The following is a 19584-nucleotide window of genomic DNA, read 5'->3' on the forward strand; positions in this document are numbered from 1 at the left end:
CCTCAATCATAAAAAATGATTGGGGTTTTTTGTTTTGAATTATTTTTTGTTTTTCCTAAACCAAGAAAAAATACCGCCTTTCGGTTTTTCTTCGTTGAATTCCTTGGTATCTTTTTTGTTCCCAAATAAACGATCAAAGAAGCCATCTTTTTTGGATGGTTCACAAATTAAGGATTCTAAAACACCCTCTGAGGGAGTTTCAAATTTAGCAGACGTTATCGAAGCATATTTTGAATCTTGGTTCAATTGCTGTAAATAATTCGCAAATATGGGCAGCGCAGAATTGGCTCCTTGTCCAATAGATGTATTACTGAAACCTATTTGTTGGTTATCATTACCAACCCAAGTAATTGTGACCAATTTTGGCATGATAGCAACAAACCAGCCGTCTTTATTATCTTGGGTGGTGCCGGTTTTACCCGCCAAATCATTGGAGAAATTGTATTGTGAGCGTAATCTTTGAGAAGTTCCACTGTTTACCGTGGCTTTCATAAATTCAAGCATTACCTGTCTTGTGGTATCGCTAAACGCTTTTTTTGGCTGCTTTTTCGGGTTTAAATCGTCATAAGATGCAATTATGTTTCCATCCTTATCTTCAATTTTTGTAATAAAAATAGGGGAAGATGGTGTGCTTTCATTTACATACGATGTATATGCTTTTGCAATTTCTAAAACACTTAGGTTTGATGAACCTAAAGCAATAGAGGGCACTTCTTCAATAGCACTATCTATACCCATCAATTTTGCCTGATTTATGACTTTTGATATGCCTGTTTCATATAAAACCTTCACAGCGATGGTATTGATTGAGTTACTCAATGCGTATTCCAAAGAATAATTTAAATCTTCATCATAATTCTCCCCAGCGTTTGTTGGTGTCCAATCCTCAACATCGGTATATGTAATTGCTTTAATGGGGAAGTAGGTACATGGTTGTGTACCATTCTCTAAGGCGGCTGTATAAACAATTGGCTTAAATGTAGAGCCTACTTGACGTTTGCTTTGTGATACATGATCATATTGAAAATAACGATAATCTATACCGCCAACATACGCTTTAATGGCGCCAGATGCTGGGTCTAGCGAAATCATGCCCGCATTAAGAAATTTTAAATAATACTCCAAACTATCAAGTGTGGATAATTGTTTTATTTCAGTTTTGTCCCAACTAAACAATTCCACATCGCGTTTTTTATTTAATTCGGCTTCAATTTCTTTTTCTGTTAAACCTTGCTCTTTAAGTTTTTTATAAGCAACCAAACGTGTTTTTGCCGCTTTATAAGCCTGTTTGTTTTTAAGCCAAGGGGCATTGTTGCCATAAGCCTTTTCATATTGTTTTTGCAAAGCAGTCATATGCTTTGTCATAGCGTTTTCAGCATACTTTTGAAGTGTATTGTCTAGAGTTGTGTAAATCTTTAAGCCGTCATGAAAAATATTATAAGCCTCACCATTTGGTTTTCTAAATTCATCTAATTGAAGAATCGTGTCTAATTGTCGTTTTATTTCAGCCCTAAAATAAGGCGCTAGCCCTTGGTTTGGGTCATAAGAGCGGTATTCTAAAACAAGCGGGGCTTTTGATATTTTTAAAGCGTCATCAGCATTCAAATAGCCATATTTTTCCATTTGTCTAATCACCACATTTCTTCTGGCAACTGCTCTTTCTGGGTGAACTCGAGGGTTGTAATATGAGTTGGCCTTCAAAGAACCAACAAGCGTTGCAGCTTGTGAAATACTTAAATCTTTTGTATGAATATTAAAAAATTTTTTAGAAGCACTTTCAATGCCATACGTATTATCAGGAAAAGGAACTGTATTAAGATATAAGGTAAGAATTTCCTCTTTTGAATATACTTTTTCAATTCTGCTAGCGACGATGCTTTCCATAATTTTATTGACAACAATACTCAAAAAACCATGATCCTTTCTTCCGAATAGATTTTTGGCCAATTGTAAGGTAATGGTGCTTCCTCCTCCAGAGGCATCATTGGAAAGCAGTATCGTTTTAAAAAATACGCGAGCTAAGCTTTTGTTATCTACGCCATCATGATCATAAAATCTGATATCTTCTGTAGAGATAAGGGCATTTATAAGATGTTCAGGAAAATTTTTATATGTAATAGATTGTCTATCAAACACATAAAATTTGCCTATTAAATCATTGTTGGTGTCTAGTACCTCTGTTGCTTGACTCTGTTTAAGGGTTTCTAAAGATGTAACAGAAGGCACTTCGCCCCACATACCGTAATAAACACTTCCGTAAAATAAAGTTAAAAGGAGGACTAAGGATAGGGTGACTTTGGCAATTATTTTAAACCATTTATTTTGAAGAAGTTTTTTAAGCATAGCAATGTATAATTATATGTACGATTTAAAAAAATATATAGACGCTCTGCTTATTGTTTTTTTAATTTTCTTCTAATTTAATTTGATCTACAAATTTTTGAAGTTCTACCCCATATTTTGAAGCTTTAACTTTGGGAGTTAATGATTTATTGATAGTGTCCAGTAAACTAATTTTTGCGTTATAAATTTCTGTTAAGGCTAAATAGGGGGCCACTTCACTATCCTTATTGTTTATTGCAAAGTTTACAGTATATAAATAACGTCTTTTTAAATTATTATCATAATCCTTTTGGATTCTATTTAGTTTAGAAGTATCGCCAGCTTGTTGCGACTCTAGATCTTCCTTTATTAAATCCAGGTTTCTCTCATTGAATTTAGTAGCCATAAGTTTGTACTTTTCCCAGACTTTTTGTTGTTCAGATCCATTTATTTTTGCATCAAATACAAAGTTTTTCATAGTGGTATTGATTTCGGTGATGCCCTTATCTGCAAAAAATGGAATTCTGTCATCTTCACTCGAATTTTTATCTAGATACAGAAAAAATATTTCGGGAGACTCTATGTTGCTATGCAATTCAAAATCAGGGATGCCATTTATTATCACTGAATCGACTGTAACGATTGCTGTATCTTGTTCCTTTTTAAGATAGATGGTGCCCTTTTTTAATCCTTTAACAGTTCCTTTTACAATTAAATCGGGTGTTTCTTTGGCGCAAGAAACTATAAAAACCAACAGTACTAATAATAGACCTTTTTTCATTTGTGATTAATTTTTGAGCCACAAATATCTTATAATTATATCTTAAATTCTAATTGCAGCTTCTTAATTTTTTGATGGCGAAATACCAATAAGAAATAAAATTAAAACCTTCCATTATTAAAGTTTGGCATGATGATTGTAATAAGTTATTTGTTGCAATCATGTTCACGAGTTTATTGAGTGGTTACTTTAAACTCAAAATTGCAATCATATTTTTGGTTAGTTAGTTAGAGAAAAAACATCCCAATTCGGGATGTTTTTTGTTTTTAATAGTTCTCTAATATAAACCATGTTATTCAATGGATTAAATTTCTCAGTTGTCATAAACGTGCATTTCATCGTTAAAAAGCACATATTTGACAGATAATGTTAAATTTAAGTGTATTTCAACGAATAAATATGTTTTTAATCGTTATAATTCAATTATATTTTTACTTTTGATGTGTACTAAATAACATACTTTTTAGTTCAATGGATTAATTAATTAATATTTGCATTATGTTGTTGATATAGAAGCCCTAAATCGTACTTCATAATATAAAAAGCAAATTAGAAGAAACCGAGTTTGAGGGAACTCGGTTTTTTTGTGCTTAATAGTTTCTAAAATAAATTTTAACTTTCTACAAACTTAAATAAGAGTAGGCCCAGTGCATAAGTAAAAACTGCAAAGGAATTCTTGAAATGAGCGCCCAAGTTGGTAATCCTGCAGAAGCTTTTTTATCAGAAAGCATATAAAAATGTACTAAAAGAAACATGAGTAACATTAAGATGATAAAGATAATGGCTATGTTTTTTAACGCTGGAATACATACCGAAATGCCTAAAATAACTTCTGCAGTTCCACTTAAATAAACTAGTAGGGTATGTTTTGGTATATAATACGGCATAATGCGTGTATAGAATTTAGGTTTTATAAAATGATTGATTCCTGCGACCACATATAGTGCAGCCATTACGTATAAATGCCAAGGATAGTTCATTCTAAAAATTAATTTTTTCTAAATTAGCATAATTATAAGAGGATATGAAATATAATATGACGTTTTTATTTGTATTTGCTTTTTGTAGTTTATTTGCCCAATTACCAGAAGGATTTGTGTATGTGAGAGATGTGATTCCAGATTTAAAGGTGGACTTAAAATATCATACTTCTAATAATTTTGTTGGAAAAGTGGTTGATGGGTATCAATCCAATGCCCTTATCTTAACTGAAGGTGCTGCCAATGCTCTAAAATTGGTTCAGAAGGAGTTGGAGCAACAAGATATGTGTTTACTGGTGTTTGATGGTTACCGGCCGCAACGTGCCGTTAATCATTTTATAAGATGGGCGGGAGTTTTAAATGATACCACCAACAAGCAACAGTTTTACCCGGATGTAAATAAAAAAGATTTGTTTAAGCAAGATTATATAGCATCCCGTTCGGGACATAGCAAAGGCAGCACCGTGGATGTAGCAATAATCAACGGTAAAACAAATGAGCCTTTGGATATGGGAACTGTATATGATTTTTTTGGAAAAGAATCTTGGACAGATTATAAAGATATTACTGAGGAACAAAAGGCAAACAGAAAACGATTGCTGAAAGTCATGACCAAACATGGCTTTGTGAATTTCTACAAAGAGTGGTGGCATTTTACCCTAAAAGACGAGCCTTTCCCTAATACGTATTTTGATTTTCCGGTAAAATAAAAAGTTTTTAGGTCCTGGGTCTTAGGTCTGTAGTCTATTGTCTAGCTTCTATCCTCTAACTTCATTTCCTCGCGCATTTGTTTGATGGTTAAGGTGCTTCCATCGTGGCTCCATCCAGGAGGACCAAACGCATACATGAACTTGTGATATAAATTCGGACTTCTCTTCATGTCTTTCCAAATGTCTTTGTATTCATGCGTCAAAATCACTAGGGGATTATAGGAATTAGGTGGTTTGGTAACGCCGTATTCAATCTCTATGTTCTCGTCTAATTCTTTCCAGGTTCCAAATAGTTTATCGAACATATTTAAAAATCCACCATGGTTCTTATCCATATACTCTAAATTTTTGGCGTGATGTACTTGGTGCATCGTATGGGTATTGAATACTTTTTCAATAATTCCCATTTTCGGAACATACGCTGTGTGTAACTGAAATTGCCAAAGAGCTTCGATACCCAAGCATACAATCACCATTTCTGGAGGAAATCCAATGGCGGGTAGCCACATATAAAAGAATGGTTTATATAAAATAGTAAACCAGCCGTTTCTAACAGCCGTTCCCAGATTAAAATTATCTGATGAGTGGTGCACAATGTGGGCCGCCCATAAAAAACGTATCATATGGTTTTGCCTATGAAACCAATAATAGGTGAAATCGTCTAAAAATTGACACAGAATCCAAACATACCACGCATAGCCAAAAGATTCCCAACCCATAATATTGGTACGCACGCCACCTACGATAGGGTTAAATATTTCGTAGACATAATTAAAGATGATGATGGCTGAAATCGTTTTAATTAACGGTGCTAAAACCACAGATCCAACACCCATAGTAAGACTAGATGCTAAATCTTTCCATTTGTAAAGATTGTCATGGTCGTGTGTTTTACTATAAGTAAGTTCAACTAAAATAAGTCCTAAAAAGCATGGAACACCATACACTAGCGGGTTTGTAAAATCCATTACTGTTTAAATTTTAAATACGTTGGTTGGTAAGCGATTGTAAAGTCAGGAGAGGGTAGTATGGTAATTAGAAGTCTTTTGATTTTTGTTGTTTTGGTGAAGATAGTTAATAATTAGCGGAAATACGAGCAATTTAGTACCAACGTTTTTTATTCTTTTTTGAACCCTCACTTTTCCGTCCTTTTTTATGTTTACTTTTTCCAGGAGTTTTATGAATTTCCTTTTTTGCTTTTGGGTCTAACGGATACGGATGATCATCAACAACATCCAATTGCATGTTTATAAGTTGCTGAATGGTTGCGATATAGGTTTTTTCATCTGCCGAACATAATGAATAGGAGGTTCCAGAGTTTCCTGCTCGGGCAGTCCTTCCAATTCTGTGAACGTATGTTTCTGGCACACTAGGTAAATCGAAATTTACTACCGCATCTAAATTATCAATATCAATACCACGAGCCGCTACATCGGTTGCAATTAAAATAGTAGCTTCTTTATCTTTGAACTTTTGTAAAGCGTCTTGTCGCAGGTTCTGACTTTTATCGCCGTGGATGCTTTCTACCTTATAGCCATTTTTAATAAGCGTTTGTTCCAATTTTTCAACACCAAATTTGGTGCGTCTAAAAATAAGAATGCTGCCTTTTATGGTATTCCGTAATAAATGCAAACACAATTCTATTTTATTGCGTTTTGGTACGTAATACAATACTTGGTTAACGTTTTTTGAGGTGGACGAATTGGGTGCGACTTCCACACGCTCTGGTTCATTTAAAATGGTATTTGCTAATTGTTCCACTTTAAAAGGAATAGTTGCCGAAAACAATAAAATTTGTTTTTCCCGAGTACACAAACGCTCAATTTTTTTAACATCGTCAATAAAACCCATGTCTAACATCAAATCGGCTTCATCTAAAACCAAAATATCCACATAATCCAGGTTTACGGTATCTTGTTTGTGCAAATCCAATAACCGGCCGGGTGTGGCAATTAAAATATCTACACCTTTTTTAAGCACATCTTTTTGTGGCTCAATAGAGGTGCCGCCATATACCACCGTTGTTCTTAAATTGGTGTATTTGCAATACGTCTTAAAATTTTCTTCAATTTGAACAGCCAATTCGCGGGTCGGACTTATTATCAATGCTTTTATTTTCTTGCCACTTTTTGAAGCATCTTGTTTATCAAACAGCAATTGCAAAATAGGTAAGGCAAACGCAGCGGTTTTTCCGGTGCCGGTTTGTGCCGAAACAATCACGTCTTTTTTGGCTAATACCAACGGAATTGTTTTTTCCTGAACCAAGGTTGGGTTATCGTAACCTGCTTCTGCAACGGCTCTTAAAATAGGTTTGTTTAATTGTAAGTCTTTAAACGACATATCGTATTGAAATTTGCTGCAAAGATACATAAAAGTTATTGGGGTAATTTTAGTAAGCTTATAAAGGATATATGGACAAAACATTTTCTAATTTTACACCACAATTCTAATTTGTTCAACAACCCATGATACAATACAATCCCAAAGACTGGATTACTTTTATATTTAGATTTCACAAATCGGATACGTTTAGGAAACTGATTCCCATGATGATTTTTATTGGGCTTTATACCTATGGCGTCGGGTATTTGGAATTGGAATATTGGAACCTCTCCGAGAAAAACCATTTATCAAACATCACCGTGATGCACAGTATGTTGGGTTTTGTCATTTCCTTATTGTTGGTGTTTAGAACGAATACGGCTTACGACCGTTGGTGGGAAGGCAGAAAACTGTGGGGCTCATTGGTGAATAACAGCAGAAATTTAGCCATGAAGCTCAGTGTTATTTTAAAGGAAGAACACGATAGGGCGTATTTTAGGAAATTGATTCCAGGTTATGCTTCTATATTTTCCAAACATTTAACCGATATAGAAACCAGTTTACAATTGTATGAAGGCATCGATTTAGACAACCACAAGCACCGACCAAACCAAGTAGCGAAAATGATGTATCAAAAGATAACGGATTTGCATGAACAACATAAAATTTCGGGCGACCAACTCATAACCATCAATGCCGAATTACAGTCGTTTACAGATATTTGTGGTGCTTGCGAACGTATTAAAAACACCCCCATTCCCTATTCGTACAGTGCATTTATTAAAAAATTCATCTTTTTTTATGTGATGACCTTGCCCTTTGGTTACGTGTTTAGTTTAGGCTATTATGCCGTACCAGTGGTTATTTTTATTTTTTATGTGTTGGCAAGTTTAGAGTTGATTGCCGAAGAAATTGAAGATCCTTTTGGTTTTGATGCCAACGATTTACCCATTGAAAAGATTTCAGCAAATATTAAAAAGCATGTGGAGGAGATACTTTAGAAACGTTTAAACGCTCCGCAAAGTCTCCCGACTTTGAGGGAAATGTTATTTGAAATTATGGATAATCTAGTTGTAGAGGTATTAAAAATGGCATCGATAACCAAATACAACCATATTGAAAGTATAGGATTTGTTTGGGTATTTTAATTATGAAGATCTCAAAGTCGGGAGACTTTGCGGAGCAGTGCATTTTGTCACTCTTTATTTTCTTCCGTAATCTGCTGGAATTTCTCCCCAAGCACCTGTATTCCATTTTAAAATTTTAGTGTTGTAATTATTGTTTTGTAGCCAAGTTTCTGCTCGTGTGATGAGGTCAAAAACTTTTTCATTTTTATCTGTCTTTTCGTATTTCGTTTTGCACTTTTTCTGTTTAACCCAAGAAATAGCGTTCATACTGTCACTGTAAATAATTTTAAGTTCTTGCTGTTTTTTTTTGTAAAGTGCAAGTGCATGAACAATAGCCAAAAATTCTCCGATGTTGTTTGTTGCTTCGTCCAATTTTAATTCAAAAATTAATTTCTTAGTTTTGGTGTCAACTCCACGATATTCTGTAGGTCCCGGATTTCGGATTGTAGAAGCGTCAACGCAAATACTTTCAAGTATTGGTTTGTCATCTACAATTTCTAATTCTTTATTTGCAGTTGTATTGTCTGTTTTTACGGCAAAAAGGTCTGTTTCGTTATTATTTTTTAGGTCGTTAGGAAGATTTTTCTTCCCTGACATTGTTTTGCCTAACGTTTCTGCTTGTTGAAAGTCATTACTATGTTTAATGTCTCTTGAGTGTAGAAATGATATTGAATGAGAATTAGAAGTAAGAATTTTGTCTAACTCTATCCAAAGATCAACATGTTTTTTCTTTTTAAAGCCATCTTTTTTCCATTTTTCTAACCAACCTTTTGTTAGTGTGTCAATAACATATCCATTGCTTAAGTAAACTTTAATTTCGCTTTGTTCTTTTATTTTTTTAAGTCCTTCCGTAATTCCAACAATGTCCATTCGAGCATTTGTTGTGTTAGAAAAACCACCCGAAAATTCTTCTAAACGTTTTCCGTTTACAGAAATTACAACACCGTAGCCACCATTTCCAACAGCTTCATCACTGTCAAGTCTTTCGGAAAAGTGGCAAGAACCATAAACAAAAATTTTAACGTCTTTCATTGATTACTGTTCTTTCTCCACGTCTTCCTGTTCTGTTACTTTTTGTCCGCAATATGGGCAAAATTTATGAAGTGTTTCTAATTGACTGAAGCAACTTTCGCAAATAATTACTTTGTCAACTATGGATTTTATTTTGTTTGTCGTTCTAACTGTATATGCTGATGGAATTTCTTTTAAGAAACTTGATTCATTTCCCTTTTGTGTGATTAAAAACAATTTGTCTTTTGCTCTTGTAATGGCAACATAAAACAAACGTCTTTCTTCTTCCACTAACAAGTCGTGATTTGCTTTTTTTATCACTTGAAAAATTCTGTCTTCAAGCCAAATGTCTGGAAAACCGCCATTTCCTTCTGTCAAGCCGACAATAAAAACAATTTTTGCTTCAAGTCCTTTTGAAGCGTGGATTGTTTTGCCTTGAACACGAATGTTGTCGTTTTTGAATTTGTAGTAATATGGAGTAAACATTTTGCTACGTCTATATAAAAACAAAATTTCGTCATTGCTTACACCTTCGTCCAACAACTCTCTCACCTTGTCGAAGCAGAATTGCAAATTCTCGTCTTCGGTATTGCCTGAAAAAACAACAATTTTATGTTCTGATTTTTTTGATGCTTGAACGTCTTTGTCAACTTTGAATTTGTTGTGTTTGATAACTTCGTTACTTGCACCAACAATGTTTTGTGTACTGCGATAATTCAAATTTAGTTTGATTGTCTTTGAGTTTTCAAAGTGTTTTTCAAATTCTACGATGTAACTCACATTTGAACCTCTGAAACCGTAAATGCTTTGCCAATCGTCTCCAACGCAAAAAAGTTTTGTATTATCTGTAAGCAACAATTTTATGAGTTCTACTTGTAAATTGTTTACGTCTTGAAACTCGTCAACTAAAATGTATTGAAATTTGTTTTTGTATTTGTTCGCAATGTCTTCGTGATTTTGAAATAATGAAGTGCTTCGTGAAATCAAATCGTTAAAGTCAAGATAAGATTTGTCTGTGCAGTAGTGGATATATTTTTTTACGATTGGAATTGCTAATTCGTAAAAACTGCGAACTCTTTCATGTTGGTCTTTTCTTGCATTTGATAAAACAGTTTCAGCGTTTATGTTTTCAACTTTTATCATATCTGTAATTCGCAAAATTTGCTTAACAAAATCTTTTACGTTTTCGTGATAGCCGTGAAATTCTTCTTTGAAATTTATAGAAATTGTTTTATGATAATCAGCTGGCAAACGATTTTTGACAATTTTGTCGAGTGTATGATTGAACAACGCAGAGTCTTTTGTCATAGTTTCAAAAGTTTTCACTAACAAAAGATTTGCTTTTTTAAATTGTTCTTCTTTGTCTTTTGTTGAATAACTCTTGTCACTGATGTGTTCAATGTAAAGATTTGCGTCAGGAATGTAAAAATCTGGATTAAACGAAAAATCTTTAACGTTTAATAAAGGTTCGTATTCAAATTTGATACTATGACGATAAAACCAATCCGCAATAAATTGCTCTGATTTGGAACGAACTTTTGTTCCGTTAAGCGTTGTAAAATATTTTCCATCCTTCGGAATAAATCTTGGGTCTGCCTGCTTTAAATGAATTTTGTCAATTATGTAATCAAGAATGTAACGTTTGAGTTTTAATAGATATTCTGTGTCTTCACATTCTTCTATTAAAAGTTTGTGCATTACTTCAAATGCAGTTTCAGGAGCAATGGTTTTTGAGAGTTCATCATCTTCAACACGTTTTTCATCTCCGATGATTTTAAACTTATTGTCAAATTCGTTTACACCATAGTTACGCAAAACGTTGTAACAAAAACTGTGAAATGTTTTTACTGTAAGCCCTTCAATCCAAGTATATTTCTTTTGTTGTAAAAATCTTTCTTTGTCTTTGTCTGCAAGACTTTTTCGTTTGTCAAAAAGTTGTTTTTCATATTCTCCACTTTCGTCTGCTGAAATGATAAGTCTGTCAAGCATTTCATTTGTCGCATTTTTGGTAAAAGTAATTGCGAGAATGCTTGAAGGACTTACGCGTTTTTCATTAATTAGGTAAATGAGTTTTTGTAAAAGCGTTTTTGTCTTGCCAGAGCCAGCGCCCGCAAGAACTAAAAGCCTATTATCTTCGCTGATAACAGCATCTTGTTGCTTGTCGTTTAATGCACTTAAATTTGTCTTATTCGTTGTGGTCACATTTTACTTTTTTTCATTGTAGCTAGGCAGTTCGTTTGCCTGAACGCTAATATTTTAGATATGGATAGTTTCAACTATCTAATCGATGGCTAAACGAATTTAGAATTTTTTTCTGACAAATAAAACTTCAATTTAAAAAATTAAAAACAAAACTATTATTAAGAAAGACCAAAAAGTAACCACGAATACACCAATATTTTTTATTCGTGCATTTGTGGCAAAAAAAATCATTCAATTATTCAATCTCTTGGTGCGTGCTTACCGCAATACGGTTCCAAGCATTAATAGTGGCAATCACCATAATAATCTGTGCGATTTGGGTTTCGGTAAAAAGTTCAGCCGCTTTTTGGTAGGTGTCCTTGCTTAAACCATGTTGATAAATCAACGTGATTTCTTCGGTCATCGCCAATACCGTTTGTTCTTCTTCAGTAAAGAATTTGGTGGCTTCTTTCCATGCGCTTGCCAAAAAGATACGTTGGTTGGTTTCTCCGCCTTTTATGGCATCATTGGTATGCATATCAATACAATAGGCGCAATTATTGATTTGCGAGGCACGGATTTTAATAAGTTCCTTTAAGGTTTTTGGGATGTCTATTTTTGCTAAATAGCCTTCCAAGGCATACATGGCTTTATATGCTTGTGGCTCTACTTGATTGATGTTGATACGTTTTTCCATTGTTTTGTTCTTTTAATTTAACAATACAAAGTTGGAAAACAGCCAACGGGAAAAACTTAAACTGGTTTAAGAAATACCTTTTTTCCGGATTTCACTTAAATATTCGGGCGTGAAATTTAAATAGGAAGCTATGAGATATTGAGGCACGCGCTGTAGAAATTCTGGCTGTGCTTTTAGGAAATGATAATAGAGTTCTTCCCTAGAAAAACCATAAAGAAATTTAATGCGCATTTGAGCAGCCGCATAGGCTTTTTGATAAATACAACGGAAGTATTTTTCCATAATGGGATGCATTTCCAGAAGTTTTTCATAAGCCGTTTTATCAATATACAACAGTTCGGTGTTTTCAACCGCTTGAATATAAAATTCTGTAGTGGATTGGTTTATGAATGAGAATGTTTCGGTCATCCACCAATTTTCTATGGCAAATTCGGTGGTTTGTTCGGTGCCTTTGTCATTGATGAAAAATTTACGGAGAATGCCATTCAACACAAAGACTTTGGATTTACAAACCTGTCCTGCTTCCAGAATATTCTCTTTTTTAAATATGGTTTTAAATTGAAAATAGGAGAGAATAGCTTCAAATTCTTCGTCACTTACAGCTGTGAATTTATTAATATGTGCTTTAAAAATATAAGACATTTTTGGAGTTCTTGTATTATGCTTCTATAATGTTAGTAGAAGGCTTATCTATATTTATAGCTGCATAGGTCAGCAAAATAACTCCCGACTTTGATGGTTTTGTGTCAATCAATTTTAACCCGATTCTTTTTTTGATATCTTTAAAAAGAGGTATGCCCTCTCCTATAATGACAGGATGAACGGCAAGCCTATATATATCTACCAAACCTAAATTCATTATTGAGGTAATCAGTTTTCCTCCACCATAAAGCCATATATCTCCATCAACTTTCTGTTTTATATCCAATATATTCTTTTTTATATTTGAATTAATATATATAGCATTACTGTCGCCGTTTTTCTTTGATTTTGAGAAAACATACTTTTTTTTGCTATGCAACAACTTATAAGATTCTTTGAGTTTAGGACTTGCCTCTTCGTAAGGTTGATAATTTCCCCAAAGATCATAACTTACCCTTCCATAAAAAATAGCATCTATTCCTTCTAATATTTCATTAAGAATATCTCCAAAATCCTTTCCTTCCTCTTTGACAAGCCAATCGATTTCTCCATTGGGGCCTGAAATATAACCGTCTAAAGTTACTGCTACATCTAATATTATTTTTCCCATTTTACTTATTGTTTGATTTCCAGATGACTTTAATTCCGTTGATATTTTTTTTTTTCAATTGAATGTCTTTATGTATTTCAAATCGGTTTTTGTAATAAAATCCAATTGGTGATTTGTAGTTTTTGCCATTTAGTTTGGGTTCGTTGTCATTGTCTATAACCCAACCATTTAATTCTGAATTTCGCTCTTTCGCTAAATTTAAGAATTTCGAACCCCATCCCAGACCTTGAAGACTGGCATCTAAAAGCATAGCAAAGCATTGTTCATAATCGCGGACGAAATAAATAAGCCACCCTTTTAAATTTCCAGTTTCATCTAAAAGCAATATATGATGCTTATTAGAAAGAGAATTAAGATATTTATCGAATTCAGCTACATTATTGTGATTTAACGCCCTTGGATATTCGCTGTTCCAAAGTTTAATTATTTCAAGTTTTTGTTTCTCGCTTAAGTTTTGAGTTTCCAAAAATTCCATTTTCATTCAGATGTTTTGTAGAAGCTAGATTTTTTTTTGAACCAACATTTAAAGATTTAAAAGCATGAGTGAATTTAATATGTCTCATATTCACATTTGTACTTTGTAATTAAACATTTCAAAATTCGCTAGTTCACAACGTATATTTAAACCTTTTGTTGTGGATTTTTGTCATTTTTTTTGTCATTTTTTTCGTTTAATTATAAATCCATTTTCTATCCTTTCAAAACCTATTCTAGGATAATAATCCATTGCTGTTGGTGCAGAAAGTAATATGAGCGTCGTTTGCTCGCCAATTTTATCTATAGTTAATTCTATAAGTTTTTTACCTATTCCGCGTTTTTGATAATCTTTTCTAACAGCTAAATCAGATAAATAGCAGCAATAACAAAAGTCAGTTAATGAACGAGAAATACCTATTAATTTGTCATTGTCCCAAGCGGTGACTACAAGGTTTGAATTAGAATACATTTTTTCTATACGTTCCTTATCTGAAGTAGGTCTGTTAATACCTGAATTGTTGTAAACCTCAATTATGTTATTAATGTCTGGGATGATATCACTTTTAAAAATTATATTCATTTTGCTGTTATTTGATGAAATATCAGTTTTTTTAACCTCCGATCAGGTAGCGATTTTATAATTAAGCTTCCAATAAACTAAATGTTTAATTTTTAATATCTTTCAAATTCAGCCATAATGCCGGACGAATACCACCACTGTCTTTTGGTTTGCCGTAAATACCATTTCCACGAATATATACATTGCCATTAGAATTTACACTTGCAGATGTTCGTCCATAGTATCCAGGTGAACGAAGTCGCCACCAATGGTAAATATTATTATACTTTGCTTTTCGATTTAGGTCATTTTCGTCTGAAATTAACCATTTCTGCTTGCCTTTAATTTTCAGATTCTCAATACTGTCACCAAAATATTCGCATACTTCTCTAAGACTAAGTAAAAATATTTTGTCTGCTGTATTTGCGCCTCCTTTTGTTTTAAACCATTGGTTGTCTAAATTACTGTTTTCAACAGATAATATTTTTTCTTTTTCTTCTAGATTAAATGTGTTGAAAAATTCATTATTCAAGTATCGTCTCAATTCGCATTCCTCCCAAGTTATGTCAATAAACTCTTTATGATACCATTGTAATTCAATTATATCTTTGGTTATAATCAATATCCTGTCATCTTTAATGTCAAGCACCTGCCAAATGTGGTTACCGAAATTTAATATATCGTGTCTTTTCATTAATTGTCGTCTTTATTTAATGACCGCTAACCATTAAGATTTGAATAAGTTTAACTTAATATTGATTAGTTAAACGAATTTAGCAGTTTTTCTAAAAAACCAAAAAATTAGATTTACAAACCTGTCCTGCTTCCAGAAGATTGTCTTTTTTTGATATGGTTTTAAAATGGAAATAGGATAGAATAGCTTCAAACTCTTCGTCACTTACGTTGGCGAATTTATTAATATGTGCTTTAAAAATATCGGACATGTTTTAGAGTTTTTGTAAACTTATAAGTATACAAATTATATAAAAAGTAAACATATAAGTTTACAAAAAACAAATCAAAATCTCTAACATTGGGTTTCAACTGTTAGCGTATTGTTTAGTTTTAGCAACTTCTAGAATAAAACGATGGGGAGTTGGTATTGACGACTACCGTCTTTTGCGCTAATCTCAAATAAAATTAGAGTTAAAGTCGAGTTTTCCCTATTCTTTGCGACATCCAATGTGAAATCAAATTTACCCCATTCTGGTGCGCCGGCGTCAGTCATCTCATAGCCTTTTTTCAATTCATCGTGACCGTCTTCAACAGTCCAATTGAAACTTGCTTCAAAAATTTGTCCTTCTCCTTTAATTCTAAATTTATCATTATTTACTTTCTCTACTGTCACATTTCTAAAACGCTCGTTAGAATATTTCTTTACAGTTGTGTTTGATGGAGCTGCCTTTTTCAGTTGAACAGTATCGCTCGTTTTGATAATTTCCTGGGCTTCTCTAGTAGTTTTATCCTTTTTATTACAGGCAGTAAATAATATAATTAATAACAAGATTATCCGTTTCATATCGAGTTCTTTGTTTCCTTTTTAGGCAATAGTTTTTTCAAATGACAGCTAACTTTAATGATATGAAATCGTTTTAATGTTTTGATATCAGACGTTAAACGAAGTTATATTTTTTTCTGACAAAGTCAAACAAAAAAATAATCATAAAACCAACAACCCATGTTCCCGTAAAACACTCATCGGTTTTCTATATAGTGAAGCATAATTTTTTAGTTTCTGGCAAATTCTATTAAATTTTTTATGTTTCCATTGTCAGCCTCTTTTAATGCTGTTATATACATTTTCCTTGTTTCATCAGGTTTAACCATTTTTGATTTGTGCCAACTAAAAATGTCCTTTTCAAAAACACGTTCGATAATGATATCAGCCATCATTCTGGAGTGTCTGCCATTTCCATTCGAAAAACAATGAATGGCTACAAGTCTATGCTTAAATCTGATGGCAATTTCTTCATCCGAATACGTTTTGTTTTCTATCCAGTATATCGTATCCTCAATAAGATTTTTTAATTCTATACCGATTTGTGTCCATTTTATTCCAATGTTTTTATCGGTTTTCCTAAACTCCCCAGCCCATTTCCAAACATCACCGTACATTTTTTTGTGTAAATCTTTTATGAATTTTTCAGTTAATATTCTGTCTTGCTTTAAATTGGTATGAATGGTCCATTCCATTGCTTTTTCAATATTTAGCTGTTCAAATTCATCCAATTCGCTTTGTGTTGTTATCGATTTTATTTTGAGACCTTCTTTTTCTTCTTCATTTATAGGCGTTTGCCCATCTTTATAATCTAATTCTAATCCCATAATGATTTTCTCATGTCTCTTTTTATGTCACTCGCCAAGTCTTTTATACTTTCATTTAATTTTTCGTCACCAATGCCTTGACCTTCCAATTTCATATTCTGATTGGTTCTTAAAACTATTTTCTGGGCTAGTTTTTCAGCTTTCATATTAACTAAATCGTCAAAGCTTCCGTTTTTGGGAACAAAACCGTACACAAATTTTAAATCCATGGCTTCGCCAACTTCTTTTAAGGATTTAATAGTGATGGAGCCTTTTACTTCATTGTTTTCAAGCCTTTTCACACCTTGTCTGGTGTTTTTAAGTTTATTTCCAAGTTGTTCCATAGTCATATTGAGCGCAGTACGAATTGTATGAATCCATCCTTTATCTGGAATCAAAACCAGTTCTGTTTTTTGAAAAGGTTTTAGTTTTTGGTCTAATTGTTCAATTAAAAGCTTTCTTTTATTTCTCATTTTGTAATTAATTGAGTTTACAATTAAATTAAAAAGTAAACTTATGTGATTACAAATATATAAAAAAGTAAACATATAAGTTTACATATTTAAAAAAATGCTTTGGATTTAGGTGAAAGTTTAAAATTCGCTACAACACCAACAACCCATTTTCCCGTAAAACGTTCATCGGTTTTGAAAACCAAAACAATTCAAAATCTTCAAACTGGGTTTCAAAATCTTTTTTTAAGTCTGAAAAGGAAGGTAGTTGTGGGTTGTTCGGACTTAACCTATCCAATACATTTAAAAACCAAGTGCCATGATTTTTATCTAAAGTGATGGTAAAGGTGTCCGTTGTGCTATGAAATGTGGCTTGTAAGGCATAATACGTTTGTCCTTTTTTGGTTTTGGAAGTTTCGGTTACCACAGGTTTTGTGCCTAACCAAAGTATTTTTGCGGTGGGCTTGGTATTGAAATGCACATCGGTTTCTAAACAGTTATGGATATAATCGGGTTTAATAGTGGTTCTCGGGATTTTAAAATCGAACCAATCTTGTAACGACAATTCAAAACCAATACCGTGCATATAATTAAATAGCGACTTTTTTAATCCGAAACTAAATTGGTTATGGTCAATGCCCGTGGTGTCCGTAAAGGCGATATCATTATTAGCAAACGTAATGGCTTTGGTGTTTGGAATGATATGATATTCGGACGGGTTTAATCCAATCGGGCTGTGCGCCGTTAAAGCAAATTGATGCCAAAACCCCGATTGCAACACGCCGATTTCAAATAACTGACGCACCATTTCCAAACTATCAACGGTTTCTTGAATGGTTTGTGTCGGGTAGCCATACATTAAATAGGCGTGCACCATGATGTTGGCTTCGGTAAAATGGCGTGTCACTTGGGCGACTTGCTCTACAGTCACGCCTTTGTCTATCAACGCTAATAACCTATCGGAAGCGACTTCCAATCCTCCAGAAACAGCAATGCAGCCAGAGGCTTTTAACAACAAACACAAATCCTTGGTGAAGTTTTTTTCAAACCGAATGTTGGTCCACCATGTCACCGTAAGTTTTCGTTTTATGATTTCCAAAGCAAGGGCTTTCATGAGTGCTGGAGGTGCAGCTTCGTCCACAAAATGAAATCCGTTTTCGCCCGTTTGCTCTATGAGTTGTTCCATGCGATCCACCAATAATTTAGCAGCGATGGGTTCGTAAATTTTAATATAATCCAATGAAATATCACAAAAGGTGCATTTGCCCCAATAACAACCGTGTGCCATGGTGAGTTTGTTCCATCTGCCATCACTCCATAAACTGTGCATGGGGTTGGCGATTTCTATGACGGAGATGTATTTGTCTAAATGTAAATCGGAATAATCAGGTGTGCCAACCTCACTTTGTTTATAATCGGGTTCGGAGCTGTTGTTTTTATAAACCACTTGTCCGTTTTCTAAAAGAAACGTGCGTTTAAACTCCCCTCCTTCGGAGGGGTTGGGGGAGGCCAATAATTGTATGGGCAATTCGCCATCATCCAAGGTAATAAAATCGAAAAACTCAAATACTCTAGTGTCTGTAACCGACCGTAATTCGGTATTTGGGAATCCGCCACCCATCGCTATTTTAATGTTTGGGTAATTGGTTTTTATATATTGGGCACAACGAAATGCACTGTATAAATTTCCCGGGAACGGTACTGAAAAACATACCAATTTGGGTTGAATGGTTTTTAATTTTTCTTCAAGAATGTTTAAAGTAATGTTGTCAATATATGTCGGTTCGCTTTGCAATTGTTCGTATAATGCATCAAACGAATTGGCACTTTGCCCCAGACGTTCCGCATACCGACTAAAACCAAAATGGTTGTCGATGCATTCTACAATAAAATCGGATAAATCCTCCAGATATAAAGTAGCCAAATGTTTGGCTTTGTCTTGCATACCCATATTGCCGAATGCCCAATCGAGTTCATCTAATTGGTCGAAACGGGAGGCTTGTGGTAAAAAATTATCGGTGCAAATTTGTCTGGCAAACGTTGGTTTTTTTCCTTGTAAAAAAGCTATCACGTCATCCAAAGGTTGTAAATAAGCGTCCCTTAACGTGTAAATTCTTTGTGCATTTTCAGAAATGATGCGGTTATTATTTGACGCCAGTTCAAAAAGTTCTTGAAATGTCTTTTTTGAAAATAATTCCAAAATCACCTCAATTCCCAAATCCATTTGAAAAGACGTGATGTTTTTAGTATTCAAAAAGCCTTTTAAATAGCATGTAGCAGGGTAGGGCGTGTTTAATTGCGTAAACGGAGGCGTGATGAGTAAAAGGTCTTTCAAAATGCTACGGAAAATAAATAGTAACAAATATAGTTGAAAAGATGGTGTGTTTGTTTGTCACCCTGAACTTGTTT

The 19584-nt window shown here is 33.7% G+C and carries 20 protein-coding genes; 2 read left to right on the top strand and 18 right to left on the bottom strand.

Going from position 1 to position 19584, the window contains the following annotated elements; all coding sequences use genetic code 11:
* Nucleotides 1–39: 39 nt before the first annotated feature.
* The 3 genes from CDH49_RS10605 to CDH49_RS10615 form a co-directional block, all read right to left on the bottom strand.
* Nucleotides 40–2343, bottom strand: coding sequence for a transglycosylase domain-containing protein (locus tag CDH49_RS10605; RefSeq protein ID WP_100615488.1), 2304 nt, complete (start codon nucleotides 2341–2343; stop codon nucleotides 40–42).
* Nucleotides 2344–2404: 61 nt separating this feature from the next.
* A complete protein-coding gene (locus CDH49_RS10610; protein WP_100615489.1) occupies nucleotides 2405–3103 on the bottom strand; it encodes a DUF4369 domain-containing protein in 699 nt (232 codons plus the stop codon).
* Nucleotides 3104–3723: 620 nt separating this feature from the next.
* A complete protein-coding gene (locus CDH49_RS10615; protein WP_100615490.1) occupies nucleotides 3724–4083 on the bottom strand; it encodes a DoxX family protein in 360 nt (119 codons plus the stop codon).
* Nucleotides 4084–4127: 44 nt separating this feature from the next.
* On the opposite strand from CDH49_RS10615, the gene CDH49_RS10620 reads away from it, so the two are divergent.
* Nucleotides 4128–4793, top strand: coding sequence for a M15 family metallopeptidase (locus CDH49_RS10620; protein ID WP_100615491.1), 666 nt, complete (start codon nucleotides 4128–4130; stop codon nucleotides 4791–4793).
* Nucleotides 4794–4834: 41 nt separating this feature from the next.
* On the opposite strand, the gene CDH49_RS10625 is transcribed toward CDH49_RS10620, so the two are convergent.
* Nucleotides 4835–5761 (bottom strand): sterol desaturase family protein, encoded by a 927-nt coding sequence (locus tag CDH49_RS10625; RefSeq protein WP_100615492.1) that lies wholly within the window; start codon nucleotides 5759–5761, stop codon nucleotides 4835–4837.
* Between the two features lie 133 nt (nucleotides 5762–5894).
* Nucleotides 5895–7133 (bottom strand): DEAD/DEAH box helicase, encoded by a 1239-nt coding sequence (locus CDH49_RS10630; protein WP_100615493.1) that lies wholly within the window; start codon nucleotides 7131–7133, stop codon nucleotides 5895–5897.
* A gap of 125 nt (nucleotides 7134–7258) precedes the next feature.
* On the opposite strand from CDH49_RS10630, the gene CDH49_RS10635 reads away from it, so the two are divergent.
* Nucleotides 7259–8116 carry a bestrophin family protein gene (locus CDH49_RS10635; RefSeq protein WP_100615494.1) on the top strand — a complete coding sequence of 286 codons (858 nt, stop codon included), beginning with the start codon at nucleotides 7259–7261 and terminating at the stop codon, nucleotides 8114–8116.
* 201 nt (nucleotides 8117–8317) lie between these two features.
* Here the strand turns inward: CDH49_RS10635 and CDH49_RS15900 are convergent, their stop codons facing one another.
* The 13 genes from CDH49_RS15900 to CDH49_RS10695 form a co-directional block, all read right to left on the bottom strand.
* Complete coding sequence (locus tag CDH49_RS15900) at nucleotides 8318–9274, bottom strand: RNase H family protein (protein WP_100615495.1); 957 nt, start codon at nucleotides 9272–9274, stop codon at nucleotides 8318–8320.
* Between the two features lie 3 nt (nucleotides 9275–9277).
* On the bottom strand, nucleotides 9278–11455 hold the full coding sequence (locus CDH49_RS10645; protein WP_100615496.1) for a UvrD-helicase domain-containing protein: 2178 nt from the start codon (nucleotides 11453–11455) through the stop codon (nucleotides 9278–9280).
* A gap of 235 nt (nucleotides 11456–11690) precedes the next feature.
* A complete protein-coding gene (locus CDH49_RS10650; RefSeq protein ID WP_100615497.1) occupies nucleotides 11691–12131 on the bottom strand; it encodes a carboxymuconolactone decarboxylase family protein in 441 nt (146 codons plus the stop codon).
* 66 nt (nucleotides 12132–12197) lie between these two features.
* The gene (locus tag CDH49_RS10655) at nucleotides 12198–12773 is read right to left on the bottom strand and encodes a Crp/Fnr family transcriptional regulator (protein WP_100615498.1); all 576 of its coding nucleotides are present in this window, start codon (nucleotides 12771–12773) and stop codon (nucleotides 12198–12200) included.
* Nucleotides 12774–12789: 16 nt separating this feature from the next.
* Nucleotides 12790–13383, bottom strand: coding sequence for a dihydrofolate reductase family protein (locus tag CDH49_RS10660; protein WP_100615499.1), 594 nt, complete (start codon nucleotides 13381–13383; stop codon nucleotides 12790–12792).
* 1 nt (nucleotide 13384) lies between these two features.
* The gene (locus CDH49_RS10665; RefSeq protein WP_100615500.1) at nucleotides 13385–13864 is read right to left on the bottom strand and encodes an N-acetyltransferase; all 480 of its coding nucleotides are present in this window, start codon (nucleotides 13862–13864) and stop codon (nucleotides 13385–13387) included.
* 177 nt (nucleotides 13865–14041) lie between these two features.
* A complete protein-coding gene (locus tag CDH49_RS10670; RefSeq protein WP_100615501.1) occupies nucleotides 14042–14440 on the bottom strand; it encodes a GNAT family N-acetyltransferase in 399 nt (132 codons plus the stop codon).
* A gap of 85 nt (nucleotides 14441–14525) precedes the next feature.
* A complete protein-coding gene (locus tag CDH49_RS10675; protein ID WP_100615502.1) occupies nucleotides 14526–15113 on the bottom strand; it encodes a DUF6273 domain-containing protein in 588 nt (195 codons plus the stop codon).
* Nucleotides 15114–15204: 91 nt separating this feature from the next.
* Nucleotides 15205–15363, bottom strand: a complete 159-nt coding sequence (locus tag CDH49_RS15640) for a hypothetical protein (RefSeq protein WP_157805298.1) — start codon at nucleotides 15361–15363, stop codon at nucleotides 15205–15207.
* 131 nt (nucleotides 15364–15494) lie between these two features.
* Nucleotides 15495–15938, bottom strand: coding sequence for a Gmad2 immunoglobulin-like domain-containing protein (locus tag CDH49_RS10680; protein ID WP_100615503.1), 444 nt, complete (start codon nucleotides 15936–15938; stop codon nucleotides 15495–15497).
* Nucleotides 15939–16147: 209 nt separating this feature from the next.
* On the bottom strand, nucleotides 16148–16744 hold the full coding sequence (locus tag CDH49_RS10685; protein ID WP_100615504.1) for a mobile mystery protein B: 597 nt from the start codon (nucleotides 16742–16744) through the stop codon (nucleotides 16148–16150).
* Nucleotides 16735–17196: a mobile mystery protein A gene (locus tag CDH49_RS10690; protein ID WP_100615505.1), complete on the bottom strand. Its 462-nt coding sequence runs from the start codon at nucleotides 17194–17196 to the stop codon at nucleotides 16735–16737. The genes CDH49_RS10685 and CDH49_RS10690 overlap by 10 nt, the downstream gene beginning before the upstream one ends.
* A gap of 130 nt (nucleotides 17197–17326) precedes the next feature.
* Nucleotides 17327–19510: a B12-binding domain-containing radical SAM protein gene (locus tag CDH49_RS10695; protein WP_100615506.1), complete on the bottom strand. Its 2184-nt coding sequence runs from the start codon at nucleotides 19508–19510 to the stop codon at nucleotides 17327–17329.
* Nucleotides 19511–19584: the final 74 nt, after the last annotated feature.

The sequence above is a fragment of the Confluentibacter citreus genome (assembly GCF_002807055.1).
GTDB lineage: Bacteria > Bacteroidota > Bacteroidia > Flavobacteriales > Flavobacteriaceae > Confluentibacter > Confluentibacter citreus.

Excerpts from the sequence above, each read along its gene's own strand:
- CDH49_RS10605 (WP_100615488.1), bottom strand. The coding sequence starts at position 2,343 with ATGCTTAAAAAACTTCTTCAAAATAAATGGTTTAAAATAATTGCCAAA.
- CDH49_RS10610 (WP_100615489.1), bottom strand. The coding sequence starts at position 3,103 with ATGAAAAAAGGTCTATTATTAGTACTGTTGGTTTTTATAGTTTCTTGC.
- CDH49_RS10615 (WP_100615490.1), bottom strand. The coding sequence starts at position 4,083 with ATGAACTATCCTTGGCATTTATACGTAATGGCTGCACTATATGTGGTC.
- CDH49_RS10620 (WP_100615491.1), top strand. The coding sequence starts at position 4,128 with ATGAAATATAATATGACGTTTTTATTTGTATTTGCTTTTTGTAGTTTA.
- CDH49_RS10625 (WP_100615492.1), bottom strand. The coding sequence starts at position 5,761 with ATGGATTTTACAAACCCGCTAGTGTATGGTGTTCCATGCTTTTTAGGA.
- CDH49_RS10630 (WP_100615493.1), bottom strand. The coding sequence starts at position 7,133 with ATGTCGTTTAAAGACTTACAATTAAACAAACCTATTTTAAGAGCCGTT.
- CDH49_RS10635 (WP_100615494.1), top strand. The coding sequence starts at position 7,259 with ATGATACAATACAATCCCAAAGACTGGATTACTTTTATATTTAGATTT.
- CDH49_RS15900 (WP_100615495.1), bottom strand. The coding sequence starts at position 9,274 with ATGAAAGACGTTAAAATTTTTGTTTATGGTTCTTGCCACTTTTCCGAA.
- CDH49_RS10650 (WP_100615497.1), bottom strand. The coding sequence starts at position 12,131 with ATGGAAAAACGTATCAACATCAATCAAGTAGAGCCACAAGCATATAAA.
- CDH49_RS10655 (WP_100615498.1), bottom strand. The coding sequence starts at position 12,773 with ATGTCTTATATTTTTAAAGCACATATTAATAAATTCACAGCTGTAAGT.
- CDH49_RS10660 (WP_100615499.1), bottom strand. The coding sequence starts at position 13,383 with ATGGGAAAAATAATATTAGATGTAGCAGTAACTTTAGACGGTTATATT.
- CDH49_RS10665 (WP_100615500.1), bottom strand. The coding sequence starts at position 13,864 with ATGAAAATGGAATTTTTGGAAACTCAAAACTTAAGCGAGAAACAAAAA.
- CDH49_RS10670 (WP_100615501.1), bottom strand. The coding sequence starts at position 14,440 with ATGAATATAATTTTTAAAAGTGATATCATCCCAGACATTAATAACATA.
- CDH49_RS10675 (WP_100615502.1), bottom strand. The coding sequence starts at position 15,113 with ATGAAAAGACACGATATATTAAATTTCGGTAACCACATTTGGCAGGTG.
- CDH49_RS15640 (WP_157805298.1), bottom strand. The coding sequence starts at position 15,363 with ATGTCCGATATTTTTAAAGCACATATTAATAAATTCGCCAACGTAAGT.
- CDH49_RS10680 (WP_100615503.1), bottom strand. The coding sequence starts at position 15,938 with ATGAAACGGATAATCTTGTTATTAATTATATTATTTACTGCCTGTAAT.
- CDH49_RS10685 (WP_100615504.1), bottom strand. The coding sequence starts at position 16,744 with ATGGGATTAGAATTAGATTATAAAGATGGGCAAACGCCTATAAATGAA.
- CDH49_RS10690 (WP_100615505.1), bottom strand. The coding sequence starts at position 17,196 with ATGAGAAATAAAAGAAAGCTTTTAATTGAACAATTAGACCAAAAACTA.